The sequence below is a fragment of the Paenibacillus sp. VTT E-133280 genome (assembly GCF_002264385.1).
Taxonomy (GTDB): domain Bacteria; phylum Bacillota; class Bacilli; order Paenibacillales; family Paenibacillaceae; genus Paenibacillus_AQ; species Paenibacillus_AQ nitricinens.
This window is the reverse complement of sequence record NZ_NFUX01000011.1, coordinates 15,740-42,130: the sequence shown is the minus strand read 5'-3', so window position 1 is coordinate 42,130 and position 26,391 is coordinate 15,740. Positions and strand designations below refer to the sequence as shown.

The 26,391-nt window shown below is 42.4% G+C and carries 24 protein-coding genes; 5 read left to right on the top strand and 19 right to left on the bottom strand.

Going from position 1 to position 26,391, the window contains the following annotated elements:
• Nucleotides 1–209 precede the first annotated feature (209 nt).
• Both aroC and aroA read right to left on the bottom strand, forming a co-directional pair.
• The gene (aroC, locus tag CA600_RS07100; RefSeq protein WP_094869562.1) at nucleotides 210–1,265 is read right to left on the bottom strand and encodes a chorismate synthase; all 1,056 of its coding nucleotides are present in this window, start codon (nucleotides 1,263–1,265) and stop codon (nucleotides 210–212) included.
• Between the two features lie 18 nt (nucleotides 1,266–1,283).
• On the bottom strand, nucleotides 1,284–2,630 hold the full coding sequence (gene aroA, locus CA600_RS07095; protein ID WP_094869561.1) for a 3-phosphoshikimate 1-carboxyvinyltransferase: 1,347 nt from the start codon (nucleotides 2,628–2,630) through the stop codon (nucleotides 1,284–1,286).
• A gap of 105 nt (nucleotides 2,631–2,735) precedes the next feature.
• Between aroA and CA600_RS07090 the strand changes: the two genes are divergently transcribed.
• Nucleotides 2,736–3,677, top strand: coding sequence for a LysR family transcriptional regulator (locus CA600_RS07090; protein ID WP_094869560.1), 942 nt, complete (start codon nucleotides 2,736–2,738; stop codon nucleotides 3,675–3,677).
• On the opposite strand, the gene CA600_RS07085 is transcribed toward CA600_RS07090, so the two are convergent.
• The 13 genes from CA600_RS07085 to CA600_RS07025 form a co-directional block, all read right to left on the bottom strand.
• Nucleotides 3,674–3,934: a helix-turn-helix domain-containing protein gene (locus CA600_RS07085; protein WP_094869559.1), complete on the bottom strand. Its 261-nt coding sequence runs from the start codon at nucleotides 3,932–3,934 to the stop codon at nucleotides 3,674–3,676. The genes CA600_RS07090 and CA600_RS07085 overlap by 4 nt on opposite strands.
• A 15-nt stretch (nucleotides 3,935–3,949) precedes the next feature.
• The gene (locus tag CA600_RS07080; RefSeq protein ID WP_094869558.1) at nucleotides 3,950–4,942 is read right to left on the bottom strand and encodes a hypothetical protein; all 993 of its coding nucleotides are present in this window, start codon (nucleotides 4,940–4,942) and stop codon (nucleotides 3,950–3,952) included.
• 290 nt (nucleotides 4,943–5,232) lie between these two features.
• Nucleotides 5,233–5,997, bottom strand: a complete 765-nt coding sequence (locus CA600_RS07075; RefSeq protein ID WP_094869557.1) for a VOC family protein — start codon at nucleotides 5,995–5,997, stop codon at nucleotides 5,233–5,235.
• A 2-nt stretch (nucleotides 5,998–5,999) separates the two neighbouring features.
• Nucleotides 6,000–6,806 (bottom strand): pyrroline-5-carboxylate reductase family protein, encoded by an 807-nt coding sequence (locus CA600_RS07070; RefSeq protein WP_094869556.1) that lies wholly within the window; start codon nucleotides 6,804–6,806, stop codon nucleotides 6,000–6,002.
• An 18-nt stretch (nucleotides 6,807–6,824) separates the two neighbouring features.
• Nucleotides 6,825–7,652, bottom strand: a complete 828-nt coding sequence (locus CA600_RS07065) for a MetQ/NlpA family ABC transporter substrate-binding protein (protein ID WP_094869555.1) — start codon at nucleotides 7,650–7,652, stop codon at nucleotides 6,825–6,827.
• A gap of 11 nt (nucleotides 7,653–7,663) precedes the next feature.
• Entirely contained in the window at nucleotides 7,664–8,683 is a 1,020-nt protein-coding gene (locus tag CA600_RS07060; RefSeq protein ID WP_094869554.1) for a uroporphyrinogen decarboxylase family protein, read from the bottom strand.
• A gap of 31 nt (nucleotides 8,684–8,714) precedes the next feature.
• On the bottom strand, nucleotides 8,715–9,374 hold the full coding sequence (locus CA600_RS07055; RefSeq protein WP_094869553.1) for a methionine ABC transporter permease: 660 nt from the start codon (nucleotides 9,372–9,374) through the stop codon (nucleotides 8,715–8,717).
• Nucleotides 9,349–10,392 (bottom strand): methionine ABC transporter ATP-binding protein, encoded by a 1,044-nt coding sequence (locus tag CA600_RS07050; protein WP_094869552.1) that lies wholly within the window; start codon nucleotides 10,390–10,392, stop codon nucleotides 9,349–9,351. The genes CA600_RS07055 and CA600_RS07050 overlap by 26 nt, the downstream gene beginning before the upstream one ends.
• 46 nt (nucleotides 10,393–10,438) lie before the next feature.
• Entirely contained in the window at nucleotides 10,439–11,590 is a 1,152-nt protein-coding gene (locus CA600_RS07045) for an amidohydrolase (RefSeq protein ID WP_373455876.1), read from the bottom strand.
• Nucleotides 11,591–11,620: 30 nt separating this feature from the next.
• Nucleotides 11,621–12,292, bottom strand: coding sequence for a GntR family transcriptional regulator (locus CA600_RS07040; RefSeq protein ID WP_094869550.1), 672 nt, complete (start codon nucleotides 12,290–12,292; stop codon nucleotides 11,621–11,623).
• 322 nt (nucleotides 12,293–12,614) lie between these two features.
• On the bottom strand, nucleotides 12,615–13,100 hold the full coding sequence (locus tag CA600_RS07035) for a DUF2199 domain-containing protein (RefSeq protein ID WP_094869549.1): 486 nt from the start codon (nucleotides 13,098–13,100) through the stop codon (nucleotides 12,615–12,617).
• 130 nt (nucleotides 13,101–13,230) lie between these two features.
• Nucleotides 13,231–14,325: an ABC transporter substrate-binding protein gene (locus CA600_RS07030; RefSeq protein WP_094869548.1), complete on the bottom strand. Its 1,095-nt coding sequence runs from the start codon at nucleotides 14,323–14,325 to the stop codon at nucleotides 13,231–13,233.
• A gap of 101 nt (nucleotides 14,326–14,426) precedes the next feature.
• Entirely contained in the window at nucleotides 14,427–16,040 is a 1,614-nt protein-coding gene (locus CA600_RS07025; protein ID WP_094869547.1) for a helix-turn-helix domain-containing protein, read from the bottom strand.
• A gap of 247 nt (nucleotides 16,041–16,287) precedes the next feature.
• Between CA600_RS07025 and CA600_RS07020 the strand changes: the two genes are divergently transcribed.
• Nucleotides 16,288–17,127: a YitT family protein gene (locus CA600_RS07020; protein ID WP_094869546.1), complete on the top strand. Its 840-nt coding sequence runs from the start codon at nucleotides 16,288–16,290 to the stop codon at nucleotides 17,125–17,127.
• Between the two features lie 35 nt (nucleotides 17,128–17,162).
• On the opposite strand, the gene CA600_RS07015 is transcribed toward CA600_RS07020, so the two are convergent.
• From CA600_RS07015 to CA600_RS07000, 4 genes are all read right to left on the bottom strand, one after another.
• Complete coding sequence (locus CA600_RS07015; protein ID WP_094869545.1) at nucleotides 17,163–17,510, bottom strand: hypothetical protein; 348 nt, start codon at nucleotides 17,508–17,510, stop codon at nucleotides 17,163–17,165.
• A gap of 69 nt (nucleotides 17,511–17,579) precedes the next feature.
• Entirely contained in the window at nucleotides 17,580–18,932 is a 1,353-nt protein-coding gene (locus CA600_RS07010) for a sodium-dependent transporter (RefSeq protein ID WP_094869544.1), read from the bottom strand.
• 212 nt (nucleotides 18,933–19,144) lie between these two features.
• Entirely contained in the window at nucleotides 19,145–20,017 is an 873-nt protein-coding gene (locus CA600_RS07005; protein ID WP_042129067.1) for a carbohydrate ABC transporter permease, read from the bottom strand.
• 15 nt (nucleotides 20,018–20,032) lie between these two features.
• Nucleotides 20,033–20,983: an ABC transporter permease gene (locus CA600_RS07000; protein WP_094869622.1), complete on the bottom strand. Its 951-nt coding sequence runs from the start codon at nucleotides 20,981–20,983 to the stop codon at nucleotides 20,033–20,035.
• Nucleotides 20,984–21,138: 155 nt separating this feature from the next.
• Here CA600_RS07000 and CA600_RS06995 point away from each other — a divergent pair, with 155 nt between their 5' ends.
• From CA600_RS06995 to CA600_RS06985, 3 genes are all read left to right on the top strand, one after another.
• Nucleotides 21,139–22,950, top strand: coding sequence for a sensor histidine kinase (locus CA600_RS06995; protein ID WP_094869543.1), 1,812 nt, complete (start codon nucleotides 21,139–21,141; stop codon nucleotides 22,948–22,950).
• 4 nt (nucleotides 22,951–22,954) lie between these two features.
• Nucleotides 22,955–24,565, top strand: coding sequence for a response regulator transcription factor (locus CA600_RS06990; RefSeq protein ID WP_094869542.1), 1,611 nt, complete (start codon nucleotides 22,955–22,957; stop codon nucleotides 24,563–24,565).
• 105 nt (nucleotides 24,566–24,670) lie between these two features.
• Complete coding sequence (locus CA600_RS06985) at nucleotides 24,671–26,362, top strand: ABC transporter substrate-binding protein (RefSeq protein WP_094869541.1); 1,692 nt, start codon at nucleotides 24,671–24,673, stop codon at nucleotides 26,360–26,362.
• The last annotated feature ends 29 nt before the right edge of the window (nucleotides 26,363–26,391 follow it).

The window sequence follows — 26,391 nt, the reverse complement described above, 5'->3', positions numbered from 1 at the left end:
AACCCGTTCTTTGTTTCTTTTTGAAATATTACTGGTGCTCTGTCGTTGTCCATTAACGCCCCTCCTTTATTTAGTATTGCATGAGTTCTTTTCCGCTTTTCTAATTCCATAATATACTAAATCAAGTTTCTATATGGGGTAAAATCGAAGTGTGAACAGTAAAAAGCCCATTAGCGCAATATGTGCTAATGGGCCATGCCGCTTTTGTATCATCCAAGCATAGCGGCTTGTCGTTTATATTGATCCTCCAGTACTAAACAAGCCATAGCCTCTACCACAGGTACGATTCTCGGACAAATACAAGGATCATGTCTGCCTTCGGTGCGTATCTCTTGCTCTTCCCCTTTAATGTTAGTCGTTTGCTGTGGCACAGAGATGGACGACGTCGGTTTTACACTGATCCGAAATACGATTTCTTGTCCGGTGCTAATCCCCCCGATGATTCCTCCGGAATGATTAGTAAGAAAGCCATCGCTATTCCTCGCGTCATTATGCTCACTACCCAGCATCGTTGCCGCTTCAAAGCCAGCTCCAAATTCTATCCCTTTAACAGCACCAATGGACAGCATAGCTTTCGCCAGTTCTGCATCCAATTTATCAAAGACCGGCTCTCCAAGACCCGGAATCACGCCACGAATACGGCATTCCACAATACCTCCACAGCTATCTCCAATCTCGGCTAACCCCTCAATCTTTTTAATCATCTTCTCAGCTGCAATAGGATCACAAGCGCGGACAGCATTTTGTTCAATCATTCCCTCATCGAAGGATTCACACTTTATGCCTCCGATTTCTTGCGTGTATGCTACTACCTGTACACCTCTTCTCTCTAACAACTTACGAGCTATCGCACCTCCAGCCACTCTTGCCGCAGTTTCTCTACCAGAAGCACGTCCGCTTCCACGATGATCCCGAATCCCGTATTTCTCTAAATAAGTAAAGTCGGCATGGCCCGGACGAAAAGCGTCCTGAATCTCGCTGTACGCTTCTGGTCTCATATCGTGGTTTTGAAGAACTACAAAAAGCGGCGTACCTGTTGTTTTTCCCTCAAATACTCCTGATTGTATGTGGACAACATCATATTCTTTACGAGGAGTAGTTACTGAAGATTGGCCCGGTTTTCTCCGATCCATCTGTTTCTGTATATACGCTTCGTTAATCTCGACACCAGGTGTTACACCATCCACTATGACACCTACCGACACACCATGTGACTCACCGAAGGTTGTAATTTTGAACACTTCACCGAATGTATTTCCTGCCATTATATATGCACTCCTTAGTTAGTATTGGACCTGTACGCCTAACGCTGACAAACGGTCAAAATAATCTGGACAGGTCTTGGAGACACAACCAGGGTCGATAATCTGAATATTCTCAATCTTCAAGCCAATTAAAGAAAGCGCCATAGCCATCCGATGATCGTCATGAGAATTTAGTAAAGCTGGGATTGGCTGACCCGGATATACCGTTAGACCATCCTCAAACTCTTCCACACGTATTCCGAGCTTACTTATTTCCTCGCATATCGCGGCTATCCGATCACATTCATGATGTCTGATATGTGCGGCATCCTTTAGAGTGATTGGACCATCTGCAAAAATAGCCATAGCAGCCATGGTTAGTGTTTGATCCGACCACTTCTTCATACTCACTGTGAATCCACCCTTAAGCCGTGGGACACCTTGTACTTCAACAAAATTCTCCCCACGAAGAACGGTACAGCCCATTAACTCCAGAACGTCTAAAAATTCGATATCAGGTTGACTTGTATGGCTTGCATTGATTCCTTCAATTCGAACACGGCCTGCCGTAAGCGCCGCAACAGCCCAAAAGTAACAGCATGTGGATACATCAGGCTCTAAAGTGATCGTATGACCGTGATACTTTCCTGTAGGAACCGTTATCGATTGACCATCCTGAGATGCTTCTGGTGTTACACCAAAGGAGGCCATCATGGCAAGGGTCATCTCGACATAATCTCTTTGCACAACTTCTCCATCTATATACACGGTCACCTGGTCCTTGGCATACGGCGCCGCGAGCAGCAATCCACTAATAAATTGACTTGAAGTGGAGCCGGGCAGCGTAGCCCTTCCTCCTTGCAGACCTTTTGCCTCCAATGTAAAAGGTAAACAGCGCTCTACTTGTTTATACTCAAAATGTGCACCAAGGGTCGTTAATGCGTCGAGTAATGGAGCGAGTGGACGCTCACAGAGTCGTTTACTTCCATTCATTGTCCAAGTACCCGTCCCTGCCGCGAGTGCAGCGGGTAAGAATCTTGCAACCGTACCTGCCGCTCCTACATATAGCTCACCAGTCGGATTCGGCCAGTTGCCGCCACATCCCTCCACAACAGCTGTCTCTCCTTCTATCATAACGGGAATCCCCAGTTTCATTAACGAATCAATACACCAGTAAGAATCATCACTTTTTAATATACCCTTTATTTCTGAACGTCCTTCAGCCAAAGCAGCGATTACCAAGGCCCGATTTGTCAGACTTTTGCTTCCTGATATGGTTATCGTCCCATAGATTTCCGCTTTCGCTGGGCTAATCTTCACTATGTGTTTATCGCTATTCGTTGACCATGGAGAACGTGCTTCTAAGTCCGGTTGATTGGATTCCATTTCATCCACCCCTTTGAATTATTCCTCTAGCCTGATTATAATGAATGAGATGCAATAAATGAAATTGGATTTTTACCATAATGATATAGAGGTGATCTATACCACATGTTCAACTTGGAATGGTATCGTATTTTCTGGCAAACGGCACGTCATCGTAATTTAACAAAAGCTGCAACGGAACTGCATATTACACAGCCTTCTGTGAGTTACGCCATTAAACAATTGGAAGAAGCCTTAGGACTGAAGCTTTTTCACAGGCTGTCCAAAGGTGTAGAGCTTACAGAAGAAGGGCGAGCGCTATTCGAATATGTGGAGCAATCCTTTTCCATGCTGGATTCAGCACAGAAGCATCTGGAGAGCTTGAAGCAGTTAAATGAGGGAGAAATACGAATCGGAGCCAGTGATTATCTGATCAAGCATCTTTTGTTGCCGCAGTTGAACACCTTCCATAGCACATACCCAGGTATACGAATCCGTCTCTCTCACGGGAAGACGCCAGACATCACTAAGCGTTTAAAAGATGGCGAGATCGACTGCGCCTTTGTCCATATGCCTCTTCACGATCCACTGCTAAATATACAGACGCTGGCTGTGCTGGAGGATTGTTTTGTAGTAGGAGAAGCCTATCAAGAATTAACGAGTCGTTCACTAACCATGAGAGAAGTGTCAGAGCTGCCTTTAATCCTATTTTCTCAAGGGAGCAGCACTAGAGTATTTGTTGAGCAATGGTTTGCGACTAAGGGATTATCGGTAATCCCAGATATCGAATTGGGGAGTATAGAACTGCTAGCAGAGTTCGCTAGATTAGGGTATGGGGCAGCTTTTATTAGCCGTTCTTTCGTGCAAGAGGATCTTCATAGTGGAATACTTTATGAACTGAAGCTAGACGATCCGTTGTTACCTCGCAGTATAGGCTTTGCAGTACGACGGGATCGAAAGCTGTCTGTTGCGGCTGAGCATTTCGTTCGGATGATTGGTGCGAAGTTATCAGAGGATGTTAATTCTTTGACTAAAAAAGCAAAAAACACCGGGAATCCCGATGTTTAATTCATTCCTAAAGCTTCTTTCATTTGTGGGATCGATAAACCGTCTGCTTTCAACTCTTTGATCCAAAGAATGCGTGCGACGGTTTCCTCTCTTTTATATCTGCGTGTTAAATTCTCCTCGGCCTGTTCAAAGGGAAGCATGCCTTCTTCTGTGTAATGTTTGAGTGTACTATAACGAGAATTTGTGATTCTTACCAATTCACCTATAGAGACATACTCTGAAGCCAAAATATTCTCCATAGAACGTTGTCTAGACATGGATAACCAACTCCTTTACAGCGGGCGCTTCGGAACAAGACGCACACCTTGAATTGGCACTTTCATCATAACAAAATGCGGGATCGCATCGTATAACAAATTATCAATTTTAAGGGTCGCAATTGATCCTCTCTCTATCACCTTAATTTCATGTCCACACGACATTAATCTTATAATCACTGCGTCTAGTCTTTGACTAGAATTATCAAACCAAGACTCTGTTTCTATAAAGACAGCTTGTGATCGCTCAAGGGCTGGGAAAATAAAATTAATACTACCACCGACATCCGTCTTCACAAACTTTGTCTTCAATTCTAGAAACCGTTTGATCCCTAACTCAATTCCATGATGAATTTGAATTGGAAATAATGTTTTTGCCCATAAGTTACTTTGATATAGATCATGAAATCTGATATTTACCTTTTCAAGTTCGTTCTTCGAGAAGTAATCATGCATACATCCACATTCACGAAGTAGCCACAGCATACAAATAACTTCATCTGTTACTGATCCCTCTTCCAAAATCTCTGCCCGTATATTCTCTGTAATGCTTGTGTACGCCTCCATTTTACTGCGATATGCTTTAATTTCAACTTCAGCAGAATCAAAATACATGTCGCTCCCTAACAGGCTTGGGATTTCTTCAAGTAAATTCATTGACTTAAGATAATCTGTAATCGCCGTTTCGAATTTTTTTAACTGATGGTTAGACTTTGTCGAAGCCTTTTTTAACCACCAATTTAAGTCACCCTCCGTAACAGCGCTATTGTGAAGTAAGGGTTGTAGAACCGTTTCTCTATAAAGTGTTGAATGAGATGGATCAAGTTTTACTTTAGGCAAAGTGATCTTGTTCTCAGATTGTGATAAACATCCCTCTAAGTAAAGCTCCAATACAACCGCCGCGGCCATGCAGCGTAAAGATACTTTCTTAACAGTAGTCATATGAAGACTTCTCTGTCCATTAAGCGCGAGCAATGCAAAACTTGGTGCTAATTTTAAATCCATCATAACCATCCACCCCTATCCATAAATTCGTATTTACTGGATGATATTTATTCCGTATGGTGAGCGTTTTGATTCACTTACTACTTACTACTTACTACTTACTACTTATCACTTACTACTTATCACTTACTACTTACAACATACCACTTTTACATTAATTGTCAAGAGCTCTTAGAAGATGTCATTATATCCATTCATGCAAAAAAAACCAGATCATTAAGCAATTTCGTACATTGCTTAATGATCTGGTTTTTGATTTATTCAAGAAATCATAAGTGTATTTATGATTACCCTTAAACAAAAACATACTCCCCGGCACCAATCTGAATCGTCTTCCCCTTTAGAACTAACGAATCCGTCTCAAAAACCACCTGTTTGAACTGGTTATCATTCCCTTGCACGAAAGCTAACGACTTATCGTCAATCTTAAGGCTGAAACTATCGTCCTCTGACTCTGTTACAGGTAGTCCGAACAACGTTCCCCAATGTTTAGCGGTAGCTGCAGGATCGGAGACATGGAATACAGCACGCACGATTTCGACAGGTCCAGCAGGATGAGGCTGTATGACTCCAGACGAAAATAATCTCTCTAACCTCTCTGCATCTGTTCCGCTCCATTGAATGATGAACGGATAGACTAGTCCTTGAAAGTCACCACCGATAGTCATCATGCGCCACTCGATTAATCTTCCCTCGTTATCCAGACGTTTCCCATCAATAATTGGAGATAGTGATAAACCCGCTGCCTTAAGGGAAGCCGCTACTTCTTCAATATCATCCGTCCGGATGACTACTCTGCTTAAGACCTCATGCTCCGGGAGAAGTTTTACCGCGTCTTTCACCACTAGATTATGTTCAGTTGCCTCTGCTAGCTCAAGATTCTCAATGCCTAGAAATTCGAGATAGGTTAGCCCGAAATAACTTAATGTGTTATAGGTTCCCCAATCTTTATGAGAACCTCCTTTAAAAGCAATCAAACCATGTTCTGCAAAGATTTCAACCGGTTTAGCCAGATCATTGACGTAATGTACCAAATGATCCCATTTCACCGTTGCCATGATTACTTCACTCCCAGCTCAGTAGTGCGCTTCACAGCTGCCAGAACACTTCTTTGCAGACCTGCTGCGAAATCACTGTTATTTAATTCGTACAAGCCATGCATCCCAACTCCGCCAGGTGAATTATTAATATCAAGCAGCTGTCTTGGATGCAGCCCTGTCTGCTGCAGCATAGCTACAGATCCCATCATATTCTCAAGTGCAACACTCCAGGCTTGCTCACGCGGCAATCCGGCAAGCACACCTGCATCTACAAAAGATTCAATGAAAAAATAAATATAGTTGGGGCCAGCCACACCAAATCCAGTGAAAATATCCATGAATGCCTCATCCAGATATTGTACCTTACCAAATCCGAGTAAGAAAGGCTCCACTTGATCACGGCTAGCGTAAGCATTTAACGCTACACCGCTGTATCCGTATCCTGTATCCGTCAAAGTATTTGGAATGACACGGATAATGGACCGCTCAGCTCCAAAATAACCCGCTAATTGGACATTCGTCACCCCTGCCACAATCGATACGATGACTGCGGTAGGTGAAGCGAATTGTTGTACGATTTGTCCAAGTGTAGTCAAATCATCTTGTGGTCGCACCGCAACCACAATCAGATCTGCAGAAGATAGGCCTTGCTCCTGTGAGCTCTTCGTATCTATTCCGTATTTGGTACTCAAAAACTGAAGACGGGCTTCGTTAATGTCAGATACACTAATTTGATCTATAGACAGGGTGTTGTTGGAAATAGATGCGCGAATGATCGCTTCTGCCATCTGTCCTCCACCAATAAAATGAATCTTTTCTTGTGTCACTTACATTCACTTCCTTAATTAATTGTTGTCCCATGCTTCAGGCAGAATGAAACCATTATATTTCTCTATTCCATGAATATATTCTTCAAACTCTTTAGATTCATAAGCGGCTTTCAAGTCCTTGGCCCACTGCGCATTTTCATCCTTTTTATTAACGGATACGATAATTCTGTGTTCCATAGGTGTATTCTCGATCTTCAAAGCATCTGTAATTTTCCTGTCCGAATTAGCAATATAATTGCCGTTTACAACGCCATAATCCACATCTTGCAGTGAAACTAAGATTTGAGCAGGGTCCAATATTTTAATATCAATATTATATTTGTCCGGCTCCATGCTGTTGATGTTAAAATCAGCTACACCCGCGCCGTCTTTAATTTTGATCCAACCCAATTCCTCCAGAATACGCAGTGCACGCTCTTGGTTCACCGGATCATTCGGAACAGCTACGGTTGTTCCATCTTTAACATCGTCAAGTGTAGTATGATTTACGGAGTAAAGACCTTGTGGTGCACCAGGCGCATAGGCAATTCCTACCATGTCAGCTTTGATTTCTTTGTTGATTGCCTCCATATAGGCTGTGCTTTGGAAGATACTTGCGTCAATGGAGCCTTCCTTCATGGCAGGATTGACCTGCATGTTTTGTGAAAAGGACTTAATTTCAACGCTATAGCCTTGTTTCTCTAGGATCGGCAGAATCGATTGGCGGAATTGCTCCTCATAGGTTCCTACACCAAATCCAATGACAAGCTTCTTCTTATCACCTGAATTATCGGATTGACTATTCCCGCATGCTGTCAACACCGCTAGAACCCCGATCATCAACACTAACATTAACTTTTTCATAACTTCATCTCCTATTCAAATACAGATTGTTTTAATTGATCTAATGCTTCATCCGTCACATTTAGTGGAATGGCGCAATTTGGCGAGAGGATAAATGGCTGGTCTTTCATGAATGTCAGTGCTTCTTTAGCCTGCTGCTTGATTTGTGCAATGTCGTTTACAGCGAACAACCCATGATCGACGCCACCTACTTTAGTAGCTTTGAGATTCGCCTCTAAACCAGGGTTCCCCTCGGCTACAGTATCCCAGCTGATCCCATCAATTCGATAATCATTGAATTTCTCTGGCTGGGCATAGGCCCCACAAGTATGAAGAATGTTTTTGCCGTAGCTTGCAGCTTCTAAGACAATAGAGTCATAAGGTCTGGAGAACTCGTCAAACATGGCTTCATCAAATAATCCTGGGTGAGCGGTGCCCGTCACAGCGTAGAACAAACCGTCAGAACCTGCTTGCTGCAGCTCTTGTACATAATCGGCTAAGGTTAATGAAATCGTATGTAATGCATGGTGCGCTGCCGCTCGGTGTTCCTTAAATAAGGACTCCAAAGTTACCGGGTGCTCAATGCCAAACACTGTTTTTGTAACATAAGCAGAACGGCCAACAATAAATAGCAATACCGTCAATGGAGAGAATACCGTTTGGATTAGTGGGGTATCAGGTAAACCTAAACGTATTTTTCTAACCGCATCTAAATGTTCTACTAAGGAAGCTGTGTGAATTGCCTTTTTGACTTCGAGGTCCCATAGATTAGCCGCTGTTGGAATTGCTGTTGTTTGCTGCCTTGGAAATACAGTCTGATAGTCCGAGAAATCATATTGATTCCCCCAAGCTTCCGCCAAATAAGTTGCTCTAGGATTGATCTTGACCCAGTCCCAATCATATTGTTTTGTAAAAGAAATCGTAGTTTGCGCTAAATCATCTGCCATTTGTTCTTTGTCGATAAAATGCCGCCAACCACTTACAATTGGGCGATCTGCCTTTTCTCCAGATAATATCGCTTTAAATCGTTCTTGCTTGCTCCATTCACTCATCTGCCAAACTCCCTCCCGGAATATGTAATGACTAATAACGGCGAATTTTTCTCGCTAGGGTGTTTCCTAAAGTTTGAATGCCTTGCACTAAAATAATGAGAATAACCACAGTGGCTACGACGACAACCGTATCAAAACGTTGGTATCCATATACAATCGCCAAGTCTCCAACCCCGCCGCCCCCTACCGTTCCAGCCATTGCAGTTGCACCGATCAACCCGATCGTCGCTGTGGTCAAAGACAAAATTAATGATCCAACCGCTTCTGGCAACAAAAAGTACCATATCACTTGAAACGGTGTAGCTCCCATTGCCTCAGCGGCTTCAAGTATTCCCGGGTTTACTTCAAGCAAGGAGTTCTCTACTAAACGTCCGATATAAGGTGCGATGTAGATAATTAAGGGTACGATCGCTGCGCTTGTACCAATCGAAGTATGAACAATCAAACGAGTGAAGGGTACAATTGCCACAAGTAAAATAATAAAAGGCAGAGAGCGTATAATGTTGATGATCGGATTCAGTATGGCGTACAGCGCTTTGTTCTCCAAAACCCCGCCTGGACGAGTGATTACAAGCAATATCCCAAAGGGTATCCCTATCAAAGAACCCACAAACAAGGAGACGCCAACCATCTGAATGGTTTCCATAATCGCCTGCAGAAATTGATCACTTGTTAATGTGGTCGAAAACATTTGATTCTACCTCCTCTACACCGACTCCATGACGTTTTAAGAAAGATAACGCATTGTGAATTTCCGCTGGATCTCCATTACATTGAATAATCACTGTTCCCAATGTCGTTTCCTGAATCTCCGTCGTATTCGCAAATAAAATATTGACCCTCATATCGAAGGAGCGAATCATCTCGAACAGGATTGGCTCAGAGGCGCTTTCTCCAACAAAATTCAGTTTATAGATTACACTTCCAGGCTCTGTTTTGATGGATTTTTGCACGCTCGGTGTAATGCTATTTTGAATAACCGTCTTCACAAAATTTTGTGTCGTCTTATGCTTGGGACTACCGAATACATCTAGGACGCTTCCTTGCTCAATAATCCGTCCTTCTTCCATAACCGCCACTTTGTTGCAAACCTCTTGAATGACAGACATTTCATGTGTAATGATCATCACTGTAATGTTGTACTCCGCATTGATTTTTTTTAATAGCTGTAAGATAGAATGTGTTGTCTGTGGATCTAAGGCAGAAGTCGCTTCATCACATAATAGGATGGAGGGATTCGAGGCAAGCGCTCTGGCAATTCCGACACGCTGCTTCTGTCCACCTGACAATTCACTAGGATAGCTCCCCGCTTTGTCACTTAATCCAACAAACTCTAGCAACTCTTGTACACGCTGGCGGATTTCATTCTTATTCTTTTTTAAGAGAACTAGAGGAATTGCTACATTATCAAATACTTTTTTAGATTCTAATAAATTAAAATGTTGAAAAATCATACCGATATTCTTCTTAGCCGCTCTTAACTCTTTATCGTTATAGGTTCCTAAATCATGTCCAGCAACGAAAACCTGACCTTCTGTAGGTCTTTCCAAATAATTGACTAAACGAATTAATGTACTTTTCCCCGCACCACTATAGCCGATAACTCCAAAGATATCGCCTTTATCGACCTTTAAATCGATCCCTTTAAGAGCATCAATCGTGATCCCTTTCCGAGTGAACGTTTTGGAAACCTGCTTTAGTTCAATCATATACATTCCTCTCAATCATCTTTAGGATTTAGGTCTAGGAGATTAATTAAGCTTTGACTTGTAGCTTCACCAGCGCTTGTTCTGCCAATAAAGCGAAGTACTTCGCAGCGGGTAACATCGCAGCCTCATCCACATCGAACCGAGGGTGATGCAAAGCATAGGCTGGGCCTGACCCTATATTTACAAAAGCACCCGGGATCTGTTGTAAATAAAAAGAGAAATCTTCTCCGCCCATTTGCGGAGGGATATCATGTACTATATATCCGGCATCTGAAGCGACCTCTTTGGTAAAGTCAGCCCATTCGCCATGATTTATCGTTGCTGGTGGTCCTGGATACCAATGCAGCTTAGCCTCTGCCCCAGCAGCTGCAGCAATTCCTTCGATGATGCGGTTCATTTGGATTGGAATCTGGTGACGAATCTCTTCATTGTAAGTTCGCACCGTACCTTCTAATTCCACTTTTTCTGGTAAAACATTCCATGTAAAGCCCCCATTAATTCTGGTGACACTTAACACCACCGGTTCTGTGGTACTGTTTTGGCGGCTTACGATAGTTTGCAGCGAAGTAATGATTTGAGCCGCAGTTACAATGCTATCCACACCTTTTTCCGGAGTAGCCGCATGAGCACCGACACCTTTTATCGTAATTTCAAACCGATCAACACCTGCTGTTAAAGCTCCTGTTCTTGTTCCAAAAGCTCCTGTAGGCAGGTCTGGTGAATTATGTAGACCAAATATAGCGTCTACACCCTTGAGTCCGCCTGATGCTAAGACGCTCTCTGCCCCATGCCCTGTTTCTTCTGCTGGTTGGAACAATACTCTAACCTTGCCAGGCAATTCACTTTCACGTGCCTTTAACAATAGGGCAGCTCCTAGAATCGTAGCCGTGTGAAAATCGTGCCCACAAGCGTGCATTTTTCCAGAAATCTCAGAAGCAAAAGGTAATCCAGTCTGTTCCTCTATCGGAAGTGCATCAATATCACAGCGAATGGCTACAACAGGTCCGTTACCTTGCCCGATCTCCGCAATAAGTCCCGTTTGTAAAGGGAGGTCTAGAATATGAATATTGGCATGTGTCAGCCATTCTCGTAATTTCTCTGTGGTCTTAAACTCTTCATAAGCTAATTCAGGCTCTCTATGCAGGTTTCTTCGAACATCAATTAATTGATTCTCTAAGGCTTGGTCAACCTCATTCAGTATATTCATCAGTAAAGTGCTCCCCTTTCTTTACGCTTCCAGCTTGTCTTCAATGCCTTTAATCCGGTCAAGTGCAGTAGCTAGACTGCTTAAAATATGATCTCGCATTGCTTTTTCAGCGCCTTCTTCATTGTGGTCAGCGATCATTTGCAAGATAAGATCATGTTCTTCATCCGCCTGTGTATTCCAATCTCCATGCATGGAAACGAATCGACAATAGCGAAGGGAATGATCTCTTAATTGATTCAGAACTTTCTCGAATGTTTTTAGTTCACTGATTTCTGATAAATAATCATGGAACTCAAATCCATAGGTTACAAAATTCTGATTGTCGCCAAGTTGGAAGGAGTGCTTCATTTTTGTAATCATCGTCGTTAAATTAACAATATCCTTCTCTGTTGCATGCTTAGCTGCATTTCTTGCGATATAGCCTTCAAGCATGCTGCGAATTTGGAATATTTCTTCAACCTCTTTGAGTGTTACAGAAGCTACCCGCAGTCTTCCATTTGGCTGTCGAATGAGAAAATCCTCGTTCTCCAATCTCTGTATGGCCTCTCTTAGTGGAGTACGACTAACGCCTAGTAACGCCGCCAAATTTTCTTCATGCACAGGTTGATTCGGCTCTAATTCATTATCAATAATTTTTTGCTTTAATGCATCATAGGTATTATCCTTTGACAACCTCCGTGATCGTATCGCCATATCTATGTAACTCCTCATCGATAATCTGTCGGGCAAAAACCTCAACAATATATTTGTATAATTGTATACAATTATTAGTTTTGACCTAGTTCATAAATACAATCTCTTCCATAAGATTCAAGCTTTTTTATACTATATTCCAATTATTCCACCTAGTCAAGTAGGAATTAAAATCAGCATTACTTCTTTTTTCCAACACAAAAAATCCCACAATTACTGTGGGGAGGCTGCTGAGGAAAAGGCGAATTTCCATTCAACAATGAATGAGAATTCGCCTTCTTTGCTTCAATTTTACTTTTCCCAATGCCATTTCCCACTAAAATTAACCATGATTGATTAGATGGGCAATTTCCTTCACTCTCTCAATAGAAATTCCTTCTCGTTGTTCAACTGCAAGTGGATGATCCGTTTGTTCTAATTCGATTAATGGAACAGCACCAACTTCCTGTGTATGTACCCTTGTCTTTAAAGACAATGTTGTTAATGGATATATTGAAAGCTCGGTCGATAACCAACCAAAATAAGGCTCTTCCTCTTCTCTTCCTTCAACAAGTAATAATTCATTAGATTTCAAGAAGTTCTCTGCGCTCAGGGATGCCCAAACACTCCAAATAAACTTCTCATGACTATCAATGATCGGTATTTCGATATGTCCTCTAATAAAGAAATGTTGTTCATCAATGACACAAAAATCATCTGTTAGTTCTGTTCTTTTCTCTTCTGGCACCGTGTAAAAATATTGTGGTGCTTCAATTCCATAACATAGTGGGAGTTCATTCAATTCGTTGTTGCAGTGAGGACATTTCATGTTTCTGCTCCTTAGTCTAATCTGTTCCTAGCTATTGTCGCTTTATTATACTATTAAATTAACACTACAAGCTCAAAAAAATCAGGCCGCATGACAAGCGCCCTGATCTAACAAAACGCCTTTTTCAATCTTACCGCTTCCCAGTAATTGAAGCTAACACTTCGTCCATGACTTCTCCCTCAGCAATCGGTCCAGAAGACATCCACGTTCTGGCCGATACATTAAACACCTGATTGTTCTTAGCCGCCGGCATCGATTGCCATACCTGAAGGTTCTCCAGACCTGTGGATGCTTCTTTTTCTTTGGATAAAGCTTTCTCCGTATCGATTGACCCTCCATAGATGGCAAAGACGTAATCCGCTTTGATCGATGGTAATTTCTCCAGTGAGGTATTTATGCCCCAATCGTCCGGCGATTCCTTCTGGAATTCAGCAATGCTGTCATCCGGTTTCAAGCCCAGCTTATCGTAAATCAAAGGTGCAAAGCTTGGGAAAAACACCTGTAAATCCTTTTCAGACGGACGCATAAATACAACCGTTTTATCGGGACCTACCGCTGAGACAATCGCTTCCTTGGTTGTATTCAGTTTGCCGTTGTAATCATCAACAACCTTTTGCGCTTTATCCTGTAGGCCCAATACTTTACCCAGCTCGGTGATCGTCGAGACCCAATTATCTGGGGTATAAGCAATCGTCGGAGCGATTTTATTCAACTCCGCATATCCGTTCTCATCCGTGAAGTATTTTTGGAGTATAATCAAATCCGGCTGAGCTGCTAGAATTGCTTCCAGATTTGGATTGGTATCCGCACTGCCGGATAACATAATGTTCTTCTTTTTTAATTGGTCTTCGAGGTAATATCCATCGAATCCATAAGCGTAAACAAGTGGTGCTTCAAGCGACAGCAGAACATCTTCCAGCCCGATTACAACAATGCGCTTCGGATGCAAGGGTACCTTTGTCTCCCCATAGGCATCTATGACCGTTTGCGTCTCGTTTTCTTCTGCTGGCACAGCCGCCGACGAATTAACTGCAGATCCTGGACTAGTCGAAGGCGCAGCAGTTGGTGCTGCATTCGCCCCTCCATTTGAACCGTTGCTATTTCCACAAGCACTAACGATCAGCAAAAGCAGCAGCAGGGCCATTCCCCCTGTAATTTTTTTAAAGCTTCTTGAACCCCTTTTTAAATTCCAGCCAATAAATTCGGCTTTTTGTAGTTGAAACATGACTTCCTCCTTGAGTTACCGATATTGAGAATCATTATCATAGATTATTATAATAATAATCCCTCAATTAGAGAATAGGAGATGATGCCATCTTTTGTGCCTTAGAGGACACGAAATAACAAATTTAATTCCTGAAGTAATTGTTCATGTCGATTGGCTGTGTATTCCAAAATCGGCTCTTGAAGCCATTTGTGCCCAGAGGTAAGATAAACATTACCGTTCTGAACAGCCTTCAGTTTAATCCACGGCTCCGTTCGTTGCAGCCGCTCCCATTCTGTTTGGGACTGGTGGTCTTTCGTAACGCTAATCAAGATGATATCTGCATCAAATGTCATCAGACGCTCAGCCTCCACATATTCTGTGAATTCAATATGCTCAACGCCTTGCGCGTATTGAAATTGCAGATCATCATACAGCACCGTACCGGCTCGTCTCCCCCAGAGCTGAATTCCGCGGTGCGAAATATTGAAGATTAACATCTTGCCTTTCCGGAAACAGCCGGAGACATTTCTGCGAACGGCTTCCACCTGCTCATCATAACGGGAAAGCCAGCTTTCCCCCTCCTTCTCCCGGTCAAGGAAACCAGCAACGCTTTGCAAATGACTTCGCCAATCTTCTCGGTGCCACCCTAAGAACAACGAAGGGGCAATCTTCCGCAACCTCTCTTTCTCTTCTTCCGGAATCATTTCATCCAACGCGATAATCTTATCCGGGCGAGCCTGCTGAAGCGCCAGCCGATTGAAGTCGTAGTCATGGCTCAGTGGTACTTTTATATCGTAGCGGTATTTCCGCCTGTAATCATCTGTCCAATTCTGATCTATTGGAGCGGCGTATGGTATCATCCGCAGCGTTAGTAAATGCCCAATATTGGGCCAACTGTAAGCAGCGATCTTAGTTTTGCGGTTCTTAATATAGATTCGCGGAGGAATGCCGACCTGTTTCTTGAACTGGCTGCTGAAATACATCGGGTCCTTATAGCCGACCGCCTCAGCCACAGTGGCTAACGGGCAACCCGCTTCCAGCAATCTTTTAGCCTCGTTTGTACGAAGCTCTGTCAAGTAGTCTATCGCGCTTTGACCAAACCTTTCCTTAAACATCCTCATAAAATAGTATCGGCTCATCCCGACCATCTCGGCCAAGCTTTCGATAGTAACTGTATCGCGGTAATGTTGATCCATATGTAATCTTGTTCTCTCTAGTGCGCCTTCATTAGAACTGCGCCTTTTAAGCAGTAGGTGCAAAAGCTCTTGGAAACCAGACTGGCTGGCTAACCGATCTGCTGGATCACCTGTATTCCAGTGAATAACAATCTTCTCACACAGCGTCTCCACAACAGTGTCAGCTACAGCTTTCAAGCTTCTTCGATTGGCTATCCATCGCTCGGTCAGCGTACAATCTGCATCAGTGCCGATGAGGTCAAATTGAATATTGTATAACAGCCGGTCGCCAAACGACTCGAACGACACCTCAACACGCTGACCGGGAAGAATGAAATAGACCGTCTGAGAATCAAATGGATACAGATGGCCGTCAATGACAATATGACCTGACGGACCGGCAGTGGTAATGAGCGCATGGGCAGGAGCCGTCGTATACAACAGACGATTGTAGCTGCTGCCTTCTGTATCCCGGAAGCAGTCCCGGATACGAAACCATACACGTCCTAGCGGATTATCTTCTTCCAGCCTGCCAATGTTGTCTGAAAATTGGTCCATTTTGCATCTCCCTGGCTTTTGGCTTCTATATGAAAAAGCATTATAGTATAGTGAAAATTTTAATAGATAATGATTATCATTGTCAAACATAAGCGGCTTATCCATTATACAAAACCTTGCATATTCATAATCTACCAGAGTTCTTTAAACTTCTATGCATTCATAGTCTTCGAAAAAAAGAGATTGCCTAAGCTCACCCATATGAGATATAGTGTTTTGATTATTGCATAATGTAAGGATGGTAACGATGGTAAAGAAACTAACTCATGATTTATTTTATTTAGTGCTTGGAGCATTTCTGTTTGCCTTAGCAGTCAACGTATTTGTAATTCCTAATGAACTTGGTGAGGGTGGAGTTACAGGGGTTTCCATTATTTTTTATTATTTATTTCAATGGTCTCCCAGTCTAGTCAACTTAATAGTGAATGCTTTATTGCTGATTTTTGGATATCGATTCCTGGATAAGAAGATGATTATTTATACAATTATTGCCGTATTGCTTAATTCCGTATTTTTACACCTTACCCACAATTGGAATATTCAATCTGATGAAATGATTGTAAATGCCATATTCGGAGGCATACTTGTCGGAACAGGCATTGGGCTGATCATCCGGGTTGGCGGCAGTACCGCAGGTACAACCATTCTCGCCAAGATAGCCAATAAATATCTCCATTGGAATATCAGCTACGCGCTCCTATTTTTTGATTTGATTGTTGTATTCTCTTCGTTCTTCATTATCGGGACTGAGAAGCTTATGTTAACCATCATTATGCTCTATGTCGGTACTAAAGTGATGGACTTTATTATTGAAGGACTGAACCCTAAAAAAGCAGTCACTATTATTTCCATGCAGCAGGACAAAATCGCCGAACAGGTCAACTTGATCATGGACAGAGGTGTGACCGTTCTGCAAGGAAAAGGTTACTACAGCCAAAAGCCCAAAGAAGTGCTCTACATTGTCATTAGCAAACAGGAAGTGTCCACCCTTAAGAAAATCGTTGAAAATGCGGATAAGGACGCCTTCCTCACCATTCATGATGTTAGAGATGTGTTTGGAGAAGGTTTTGTAGAGTTATCAAAGTAAGCATAGCGGATAGTTATTACGACATTTAGGAATTGTCAATTCAAAAAAACTGCTGGCAGTTCCCCATTGAGAAGCGCCTTGGAAAGCACCTCTGACTTGTTCTTTATGTAGTGATAAACATAATAATAATTGGCTTTGCGGGAAAGCAATGATTTAGCTTTAACCAAAAATCCCGGGGCAGAGATAAAAGACTGGTTGAACAGGTTAGCAGATTTGAAGCTGGCAAGCTTAAGCGCATCGGTATTTATCACCCCGTCGCTACCCTCCCGACGATCTAAACCCGCAAGTAACATCATAGGCTCTACCGATACCTTATTTACCTCTATCGCAATCATTGCATTTTTCAAATGCCAAGACTTATTACGATCATTACCGGGAATCAAAAAAAGCCCTACGACCGAAAGGACCGTAGAGCTTTTTTACCGTTCACTAGCTAGACTGACAGCGTTAATTTAGAAAGAAAGAATCCCCGAAGTATGAAGCAACACCAAGAACACCAGAATCGGCGCAACATACCGGAGCATAAACAACCAAACGCGGAACCAACCTGCTTTAAGTCCAGCCGCTTCTGCTGCCCCTTTCCAGAAATAACCGGCAAAGATGGTAACAAGCAGACCGCCTAGTGGCAACATAATGTTAGAAGTGACAAAATCCACCCAATCAAACAAAGCTTTGCCGCCAAACGATAACTCAGGAACCATTCCCAGTGACATCGCCGAAGGAATACTGAGGAGGAAACATACTAATGACAAAATCCAAACTGAACGTTTCCGGCTCCAATTCCAGCGCTCCATCGCGAAAGATACAGGCACCTCAAGCAGAGATACGGCAGATGTTAAAGCGGCAATCGCCAGCAAGATAAAGAACAAACCACCAAAGAATGCACCAAAAGGCATTGCTGAGAAAGCTGCTGGCAAAGCAATGAAAATTAGCGAAGGACCTTGATCAGGAGCAATGCCGAATGAGAATGTCGTCGGAAAAATAATTAACCCTGCGATAAACGCATATAACAAATCTCCCGCTCCGACTGCGAGTGCAGCAGTTCCTAGCGACTGTTTTTTATCCACATAAGAGCCGTAAGTCAAGAGAATCCCCATCCCAAGCGAAAGTGAAAAGAAGGCATGTCCCAATGCGACTAGCGCAGATTCTGCATTCAGTACCGAAAAGTCTGGTTTTAAGAAAAAGGCTACTCCTTCGTTTGCACCTGGTAAGGTTACTGCGCGAATCATTAATACAATTAAGAGAACGACCAGACCAGGAATCAATACCTTATTAAATTTCTCAATCCCGCCTGATACTCCAAGAATAACAACACCCGCCGTTATAAGGATTGCTATCCCCTGCCAAACTATTGGCATAGGTCCAGATATAAAGGAGTTGAATTCACCTGCATAATTACTGGAACTGAACAATTGTCCATTGAAGGCAATCATTGCGTAGTTCAACGTCCATCCTGCAACAATGATATAAAAGGAAAGAATTAAAAATGGTGCAAGGACTTGCAGAAAGCCGACTGCCATCCAGTTCTTCCCGCCTCCGGCTCGTACAAATGCAGTAGCCGCGCTTCCACGTCCGCTACGACCGATCGCCAACTCTGCCAACAATACAGGTAAACCGATCAACACCAAACATACAATGAAGAGTAGGAAGAAAGCCGCTCCCCCATTTTCACCAGTAATATACGGAAATTTCCACATGTTCCCCAGTCCTACTGAGCTCCCGATGGCTGCGAAAATAAAGCCGGCGGAAGAGAAACGCTCCTTCTTCTCTGAGAGAAGATTTTTTTCACCTTTAAATTGATTCATTCTTATGCCCCGTTTTCTTTTTTTTCTTTTTTAGACCTCATTATAGCCTATGTTAGCATGATCGTCATATGAAAATTTTCTGAATGTTTTTAGTATTTTCAATAATTATCCAATTCAGTCATGAAATTCATCGCAATAAAAAAAGAGCTACATGTTCTAGTCATGGACTAGAACATGTAGCTCCTTCTTCAAATTCTTTTTCTACAAAGCGATTATTCTTTTACAGCACCAACCACAATCCCAGTTACAAAGAAACGTTGCAGGAAAGGATAAACCAATAGAATTGGCAAAGCACTTATGAAAATCTGCGAGGCCCGGATGGTTCGTTGTGATAAATTAGCAACGGCTGCCGGATCAAGCTTAGACATATCTGCCTGAACGATAATCGTCTGCATAAACGTTGCTAACGGAAGCTTGTCTGCATCTCTGATATAAATAATACCGTCAAAGTATGCGTTCCAGTGTCCTACCATAAGGAATAGAGAGACGGTTGCAATAACAGGTAAGGAGACCGGTAAATATATTTTTACAAAGGTCTGAAAGTGTCCTGCCCCATCAATAAAAGCTGCTTCCTCAAGATCTTTAGGTACGGTACGGAAGAAATTCAGAAGCAAAATGATGTTAAATACAGCAACTAATCCAGGAAGAATAAGTGCCATCAATGAATTCATAAGACCAAGCTTCAGAATTAGAATGTAACCCGGTATCAGACCACCGCTGAACAGCATGGTGACAACAAAATACCAAAGATAAACGTTTCTTGCCCGAAAGACTCTTGTTTCCTTAGACAGCGCATAAGCTGCAACCGTATTTACCACCAGCGCAAGTCCTGTTCCGAGTACTGTCCGTTCCACAGACACCCACAAGGAGTTAAGGAAATTGACATTATTAAACGTCTTTGCATAGGCTTCAAAGGTAAAGCCAATCGGCCAGAATGTGACTAATCCAGCATTAGCAGGTGCGGATGCACTAAGAGATACCATGAGTAAGTGGTACAAAGGTAGCAGGCAGAGCACGGAAAGGATAGTCAAGCATACATTATTGATAATACTGAATATTCGATATGGAATTGTTTTATGGTACATCAGTTGTCATCCTTTCTAGAAAATTCTGTACCCTGCAAATCTATAAGCAAGTCGGTAAGAGACTACGATTAAGACTAAGCTAATTAACGATTTGAATAGATTAACTGCGGTTGCGAAACTGAACTGTCCGCTTAGCAGACCTTCTCTATACACGAAAGTATCAATGATATCTCCCTGCTGATAGATCAATGGACTGTACAAGTTAAAAATCTGGTCAAAGTTTGCGTTGAGCACATTACCCAGTGCCAAGGTGGCGATTACGATAGCGATTGGGATTAACGCAGGAATTGTGATATACATCGTTTGTTTCCAACGCCCCGCCCCATCCACTTCAGCAGCTTCATAAAGTGATGGATTGATACCCGAAAGTGCCGCTAAAAAGATAATCGTATTGAAACCAAACTCTTTCCAAACATCACTAGCAATGATAGTGAACCTGAACCAGTTGCCGTCTCCTAGGAAGAAAATCGGCTTGATGCCGAATACAGATGTGAGGAATTGATTGACAATACCTGTCTGAGCAAGGATATCAATAAGAATCCCTGAAAGTGTAACCCAAGACAGAAAGTGCGGAAGATAAACGAGTGTTTGAATCGTTCTTTTAAGGCCCATTCTTCTTACCTCATTAAGCAATAAGGCGAAGATAAACGGAATAATCAAGTTCAAAACAATTTTGGAGCAAGCAAAAAATAACGTATTCCACGTAATGGACAGGAAATAATCATTCTCCCACATGTACCTGAAATGCTTAAGTCCGACCCACTCGGAATCAAAAAAACCTAGTGCAGGTTTATAGTCTTGAAATGCCATAAGAATTCCGGACATCGGAATATAAGAAAAAATAAAAACCATGATTGCCGCTGGCAACACCATAAAATGGAGAATCCATGGTTGATTAAAGCGTTTTTTTCTTTTTTTACTCGGCTGACTTTCTAGGCTCGCCTGTGGTATCGAGTTAACCTCCATATTAGCCTCCATAGCTCTCTCCTGTTCCCAAAAAAAATATTTTGTGTGTGATGGGGATCTCTGCTATAAATAGTATCAGGCGTTTCTCAGGTTTGACTATATAACATTGTTAGGCTTGATAGGGTTTTATTAGGACAACATCTGGAGGGGCATTTATGAATTTATGGAAGCGCTTTACAATACTTAGAGGAAACTTACAATCTCGATTTAGTCTGTTTGCCAAAATAAACAGCTTGATCATACTTCTTTTCATTCCCATCATTATCATGTATACCTTTTCAAATAATGTCACCTTCGAGGTAGTAGGCAAAGAATTGCAGACGTCCAATACGAAACAACTCACTTTTTTATCCAATCAGATCGATTCGCGAATTAATCAGATGATGGACTTCACCCTTATTCTTTCAAGAGATCCCAACGTCAGGGCATTCAATGGACTAAATGTATGGGAAGATCGATATGATCAGATGCAGACCAGATATATTCTTCAGGAAAAGATGGTGCTTCAAGCTGGGGTTACAGATATTTGGCCGACCAGATACGCCGTTCATTCACAGCAGAATAAAGATGTCATCGCCAATTACGACAGAACCATCGGGTATGATGAGGATTATTTAAAAGCAAATATGAGCGGAAGATGGACGTATGGTGATCATGGTGTGGAATCTCAAGGCGATCTAAAATCCTTTTACTGGTTCTTAACGGATTCTTTAGCACAACCGGGGACGTTAACAGGAAGTAGCCTAGTGATTGAAGCCAGCTTCAGTTATACGAACATTCAGAACATGCTTGATTCGTACAAAGCAGGTGGGCAGGGCGATCCGTTCTTTTATCACAAAGGGGAAAAACCGATCCTCAACCGCAGCGCGGACAAGCAGCTATCCGACGAACTAGTTAATTACCTGGATAATCACTCTCCGGAGAATACAACTCAGGATGTAGTGAAGCTAAATGGGAAGAACTATTTGGTCAGTTCTGTGAAATCAGCCTCTTTGGATTGGCATTTAGTAGATGTTGTCCCCCTTTATCAAATTCTCAAACCAATTTCTCTTAGTCGGGATTTATTCTATATCACAATGATCCTGCTGTTTGTTGTGGGAGTATCCTCCTCCATTCTGCTATATAGAAACGTTCAATATCCGATTAAAAAACTAGTCAGTGGTTTACAACGCGTACAACAAGGAGATTACTCCGTACGGCTTCATAGCAATGAGCAAAATGAGTTTTCGTTTCTGTTCCGTCGTTTTAACGATATGTCCCATCAAATTCAAGACCTGATAGAAAATGTATTTAATGAAAAGATCCGTGCTCGAGAAGCTACCCTGAAGCAGCTTCAAGCGCAAATTAATCCACATTTTCTCTATAACTGTCTTGGTTATATTATCAATATGGCCCAGATGAAAGATGAGGACGCTGTCGTCTCCATGGCTTATAATCTAAGTGCTTACTATCGTTATACCACCCGGATGGAACGGGAGACAGCTTCTTTGGAGGAAGAAATCAAGCTCTTAGTCAACTATTTAGATATACAGAAACTGCGTAATGGCAGAATTGATTATCATATTGATATTCCTGAGGATATGCTTAGCCAATCTGTACCTCGCCTTATGCTTCAACCTATGGTGGAGAATTCTGTGATTCATGGCGTAGCGAAGTCCTATTCCTCAGGCGAAATTAAGATTAGTGGTGAGAAGTCCAACGGCTTCTGTAGAATTTATATCGATGACGATGGTCCCGGCTTGAATCCGGATCAGCTAGAAGCATTAAACCGTAAAATGCAGGAGCCTTTGCAGGAGGAAATGGGTTGTGGTCTTTGGAATACAAATCAGCGGATCATTCACCTGTTCGGCAATCATTCAAGTCTTACCTTCAAGCCATCCCCTCTCGGTGGATTCCGAACAGAAATTATCTGGGAAATCCCAACTGAGGATGATAGTTATAAATTAAAGGAACATCAAGGAGACTAACAACATGCAGATGATCATAGTAGACGACGAAGCACACTGGGTAGATAATCTTTCCATGACTAAACCCTGGCATACGCTGGGAATTGAACATGTGCATAAAGCTTATTCCGCACGTGAGGCGCTACAAATTATCGATACGCATCCCATTGATATAGTAATCTCAGATATTCAAATGCCAGAAATGACGGGAATTGAATTGATAGAGCGGATAAGAAAACATAACAAAAAAATTAAATGTATTATATTATCCGGCCATTCAGAATTCGATTATGCCAAAAAAGCACTTCAGAACAAGACCGTGGATTACTTGCTTAAACCGCCCACTGATGATGAATTGCTCGGAGCCGTCAAAAATGCGATCAATCAATTGAATGCTGAATGGGAGCTTATAAGTTCTCTTAAACGAACCCAGTTTACCCTCCGGGAGAACCTTCCTGTTTTACGGGGGCGATTGCTACTGGATGCCTTACAAGGTCATCGTTTTCAAGCCGGTGAATGGGAACGGAAGCTCGTGAGTTACGATCTGCCCTTCCAATCCGGAGAATCCGCATTGATGCTGGTACGAATGGAAGAAGAATTCAGAGAATTTGATAATACCGATCAAACCTTAATTGAATATGCGATTATTAATATGGCTGAAGAGATTATGGGAGAATTTATGGAAGTCTGGGGCGTTAAAGAGGAACATGGATATCTCGTGTTTCTGCTCCAGCTTAAAGAACAAGGAACTGACCTTGGAAAAGAATCCATATTAGAGAAGCTTTCTCTACAACTTCAATATAAGGTTAAGCAATTTCTGAAAGGCTCACTATCCATTGTAATCACGGAGTGGTTCAAGTTTCCTGAGCAGCTATCGAATCGTTTCCATCAGGCCTCCTCTTCTTTCCGCCAAATTGTCGGAGATGAGCGAGAATTCATTATGCGGGTTAGTGACTTAGAGCTTCCCTCAGCACACGGGCCTTTAGACGCTCTTTATACCCCTCCCTCTTTGATTCATCTATTGGAGAGTGGACATTGGGATGCGGCCGAAGAGAAATTACTTGCCGTCTGTGCCGAGCTGGATGAGAAATGGTCTGAATCCTGGGAGCATTGCATGGAGGCTGGTTTTTTAATTACAGCTTCTTTCACGAATCTTGCACATCGCAATGGTCATACACTGGCAAACTTAATGGGGACCGACATAGAAGCGTTGCAGAGCGGGGATGCTTTTACCAGTATTAGTAAACTGAGAAAATGGTCGCTAAGTATTCTAGCTAATCTAAAAGAAGGCACATCCAACGAAATCAAAGATATCCGTTCCGAGTATGTGAAGAAAATTCAAGATTATACGGATAAGAACTTGCATGATGATGTATCATTACGTGTTCTGGCTGACCATGTAAATCTCCATCCGACCCATTTATCAAAAATTTATAAGATTGAAACAGGTGAAGGCATTAGCGATTATATCTCGCGCTTGCGGATGGATCGTGCCTGTCATAAACTGAAGACCACCAATAAAAAAGTCTATGAAATCAGCATGGAGATTGGATATATGGACCCTGCTTATTTTATCAAAGTATTCAAACGGCAGTTTGGGGTAACGCCGCAGGAATATAGAGATACTAACAAATAACATGATAGAGTCCTATCGAAACTAAAAATCTCATATAGATGACATCCCCGACAAGTTGTTAAAGTTACACTTGTAAAGATCATACACAGTAGGGGGAATTGAAGAATGATCAAGTTCAAGAAAATGTGGTCGCTTCTCACGGTCACAGCACTTATCACTCTCACAGCATGTGGCAGTAGCGGCACATCTAATGAGAACGCCAAAAATGGTAACGCTACCAATAATACCCAATCCGAAGCAGATGCTGCTTTCGCAAAAGGCAAATACGATCCACCGATCGAGTTCAGTGCCGTATTGATGCCTAAGAAGTATGTTCAAGGTGATACCAAAGAAAACAACGTTCACGATCGCTGGATGCTTGAAACATTGGGTATGAAGCATAAAGATACTTGGTATCCTGCAAATGACGATCAATACAGACAAAAGCTTCAACTTGCCATTGCTTCCGGCGAAAAGCTTCCTGATTTCGTTTTTGCACCAACTAACGCAGTATTGACCAATCAGCTTATTGATTCCGGTCAGTTCATCGCTATCGATGAGTTGTTTGATAAGTATGCAAACAAAATTCTGAAAGATCACGTTGCAGCACATCCAGAACTTTGGTACCCATTCACTAAAGACGGTAAGAAATATAATCTGCCGATCCTTGAATATACCGACAATGATGATACGCTCTTGTGGTTACGTGAAGATTGGATGGAAAAGCTGAAGCTGGAAGCGCCTAAGACCATCGCCGATCTTGAGAACATCATGGACAAATTTAAGAACGAAAACCCTGATGGCTTAGCGCCTAAAGATGTGTACCCGCTTGCAATTTCTTTGAAAAACAACACAAATACCTGGATGGGCCAACTAGACTGGTTATTCGGGGCATACGGTACAATTGAGGAACAATGGAACAAAGATAAAGATGGCAATCTTGAATATGGTTCCATTAACCCAGGTGCTAAGCAAGCACTCGCAAAGCTTAGCGAATGGATGGATAAAGGATATATTCACACGGACTCCGCCCTTTGGGATGAAGGTAAATCCGCTGAGAGCTTCACGAAAGGTGCAGCTGGTATTCTGCCAGGCGCCAACTGGGTTCCAGACTGGCCTGCTCCCGATCTTATGAAGAATGTACCTGGAGCGAAGATTAAAGGTTATCCGGTTCCAGCAGGACCCGATGGTTTGATTGGAACCAAATGGCAGAATTCCGGTGTAAATGCTAGTATCATGATTAACAAAGATGCTAAGCATCCAGAAGCAATTTTCTTGTACTATAACTACTTGCTTGATAATTTAGCTAACCCTGCTGCAGGCAGTCAATATGAATATGGCTTTGCTAAAGGTTATGACTGGGATATGATTGATGGACAACCAACAAGTGATAAAGACAAGATTAAAGACTTCTCCAATGAATTCCCATTCTTAACAGGTCCGGCCCGTATTCCTGATCTGTTTATGAAGACTTTGGTTAAACTTGCTGACGGCGAGACACCTGTAACACCTTATGAGAAACAAATGGCAGAGTTCCGTAAACCAGAAAACTGGGCGGCAGGAAAAGTAGTTATGTCACAACTAGACGTTCGTAAACAAAACTACTTTACTGGTGCTGCTACACCAACGATGGTTTCCAAATGGAACCTGCTTCGTCAGTCCGAAATGGAAACTTTCAACAAAATTATTTATGGCAAACTGCCAGTAGACTCCTTTGACCAATTCGTTGCCAATTGGAAATCCAATGGCGGTGACCAAATCACCAAAGAAGTTAACGAATGGTTCAAGTCTGTATCCGCACCAGTAACCACGAAATAAACTTTAACAACCATAGGAACAAGCCGGAG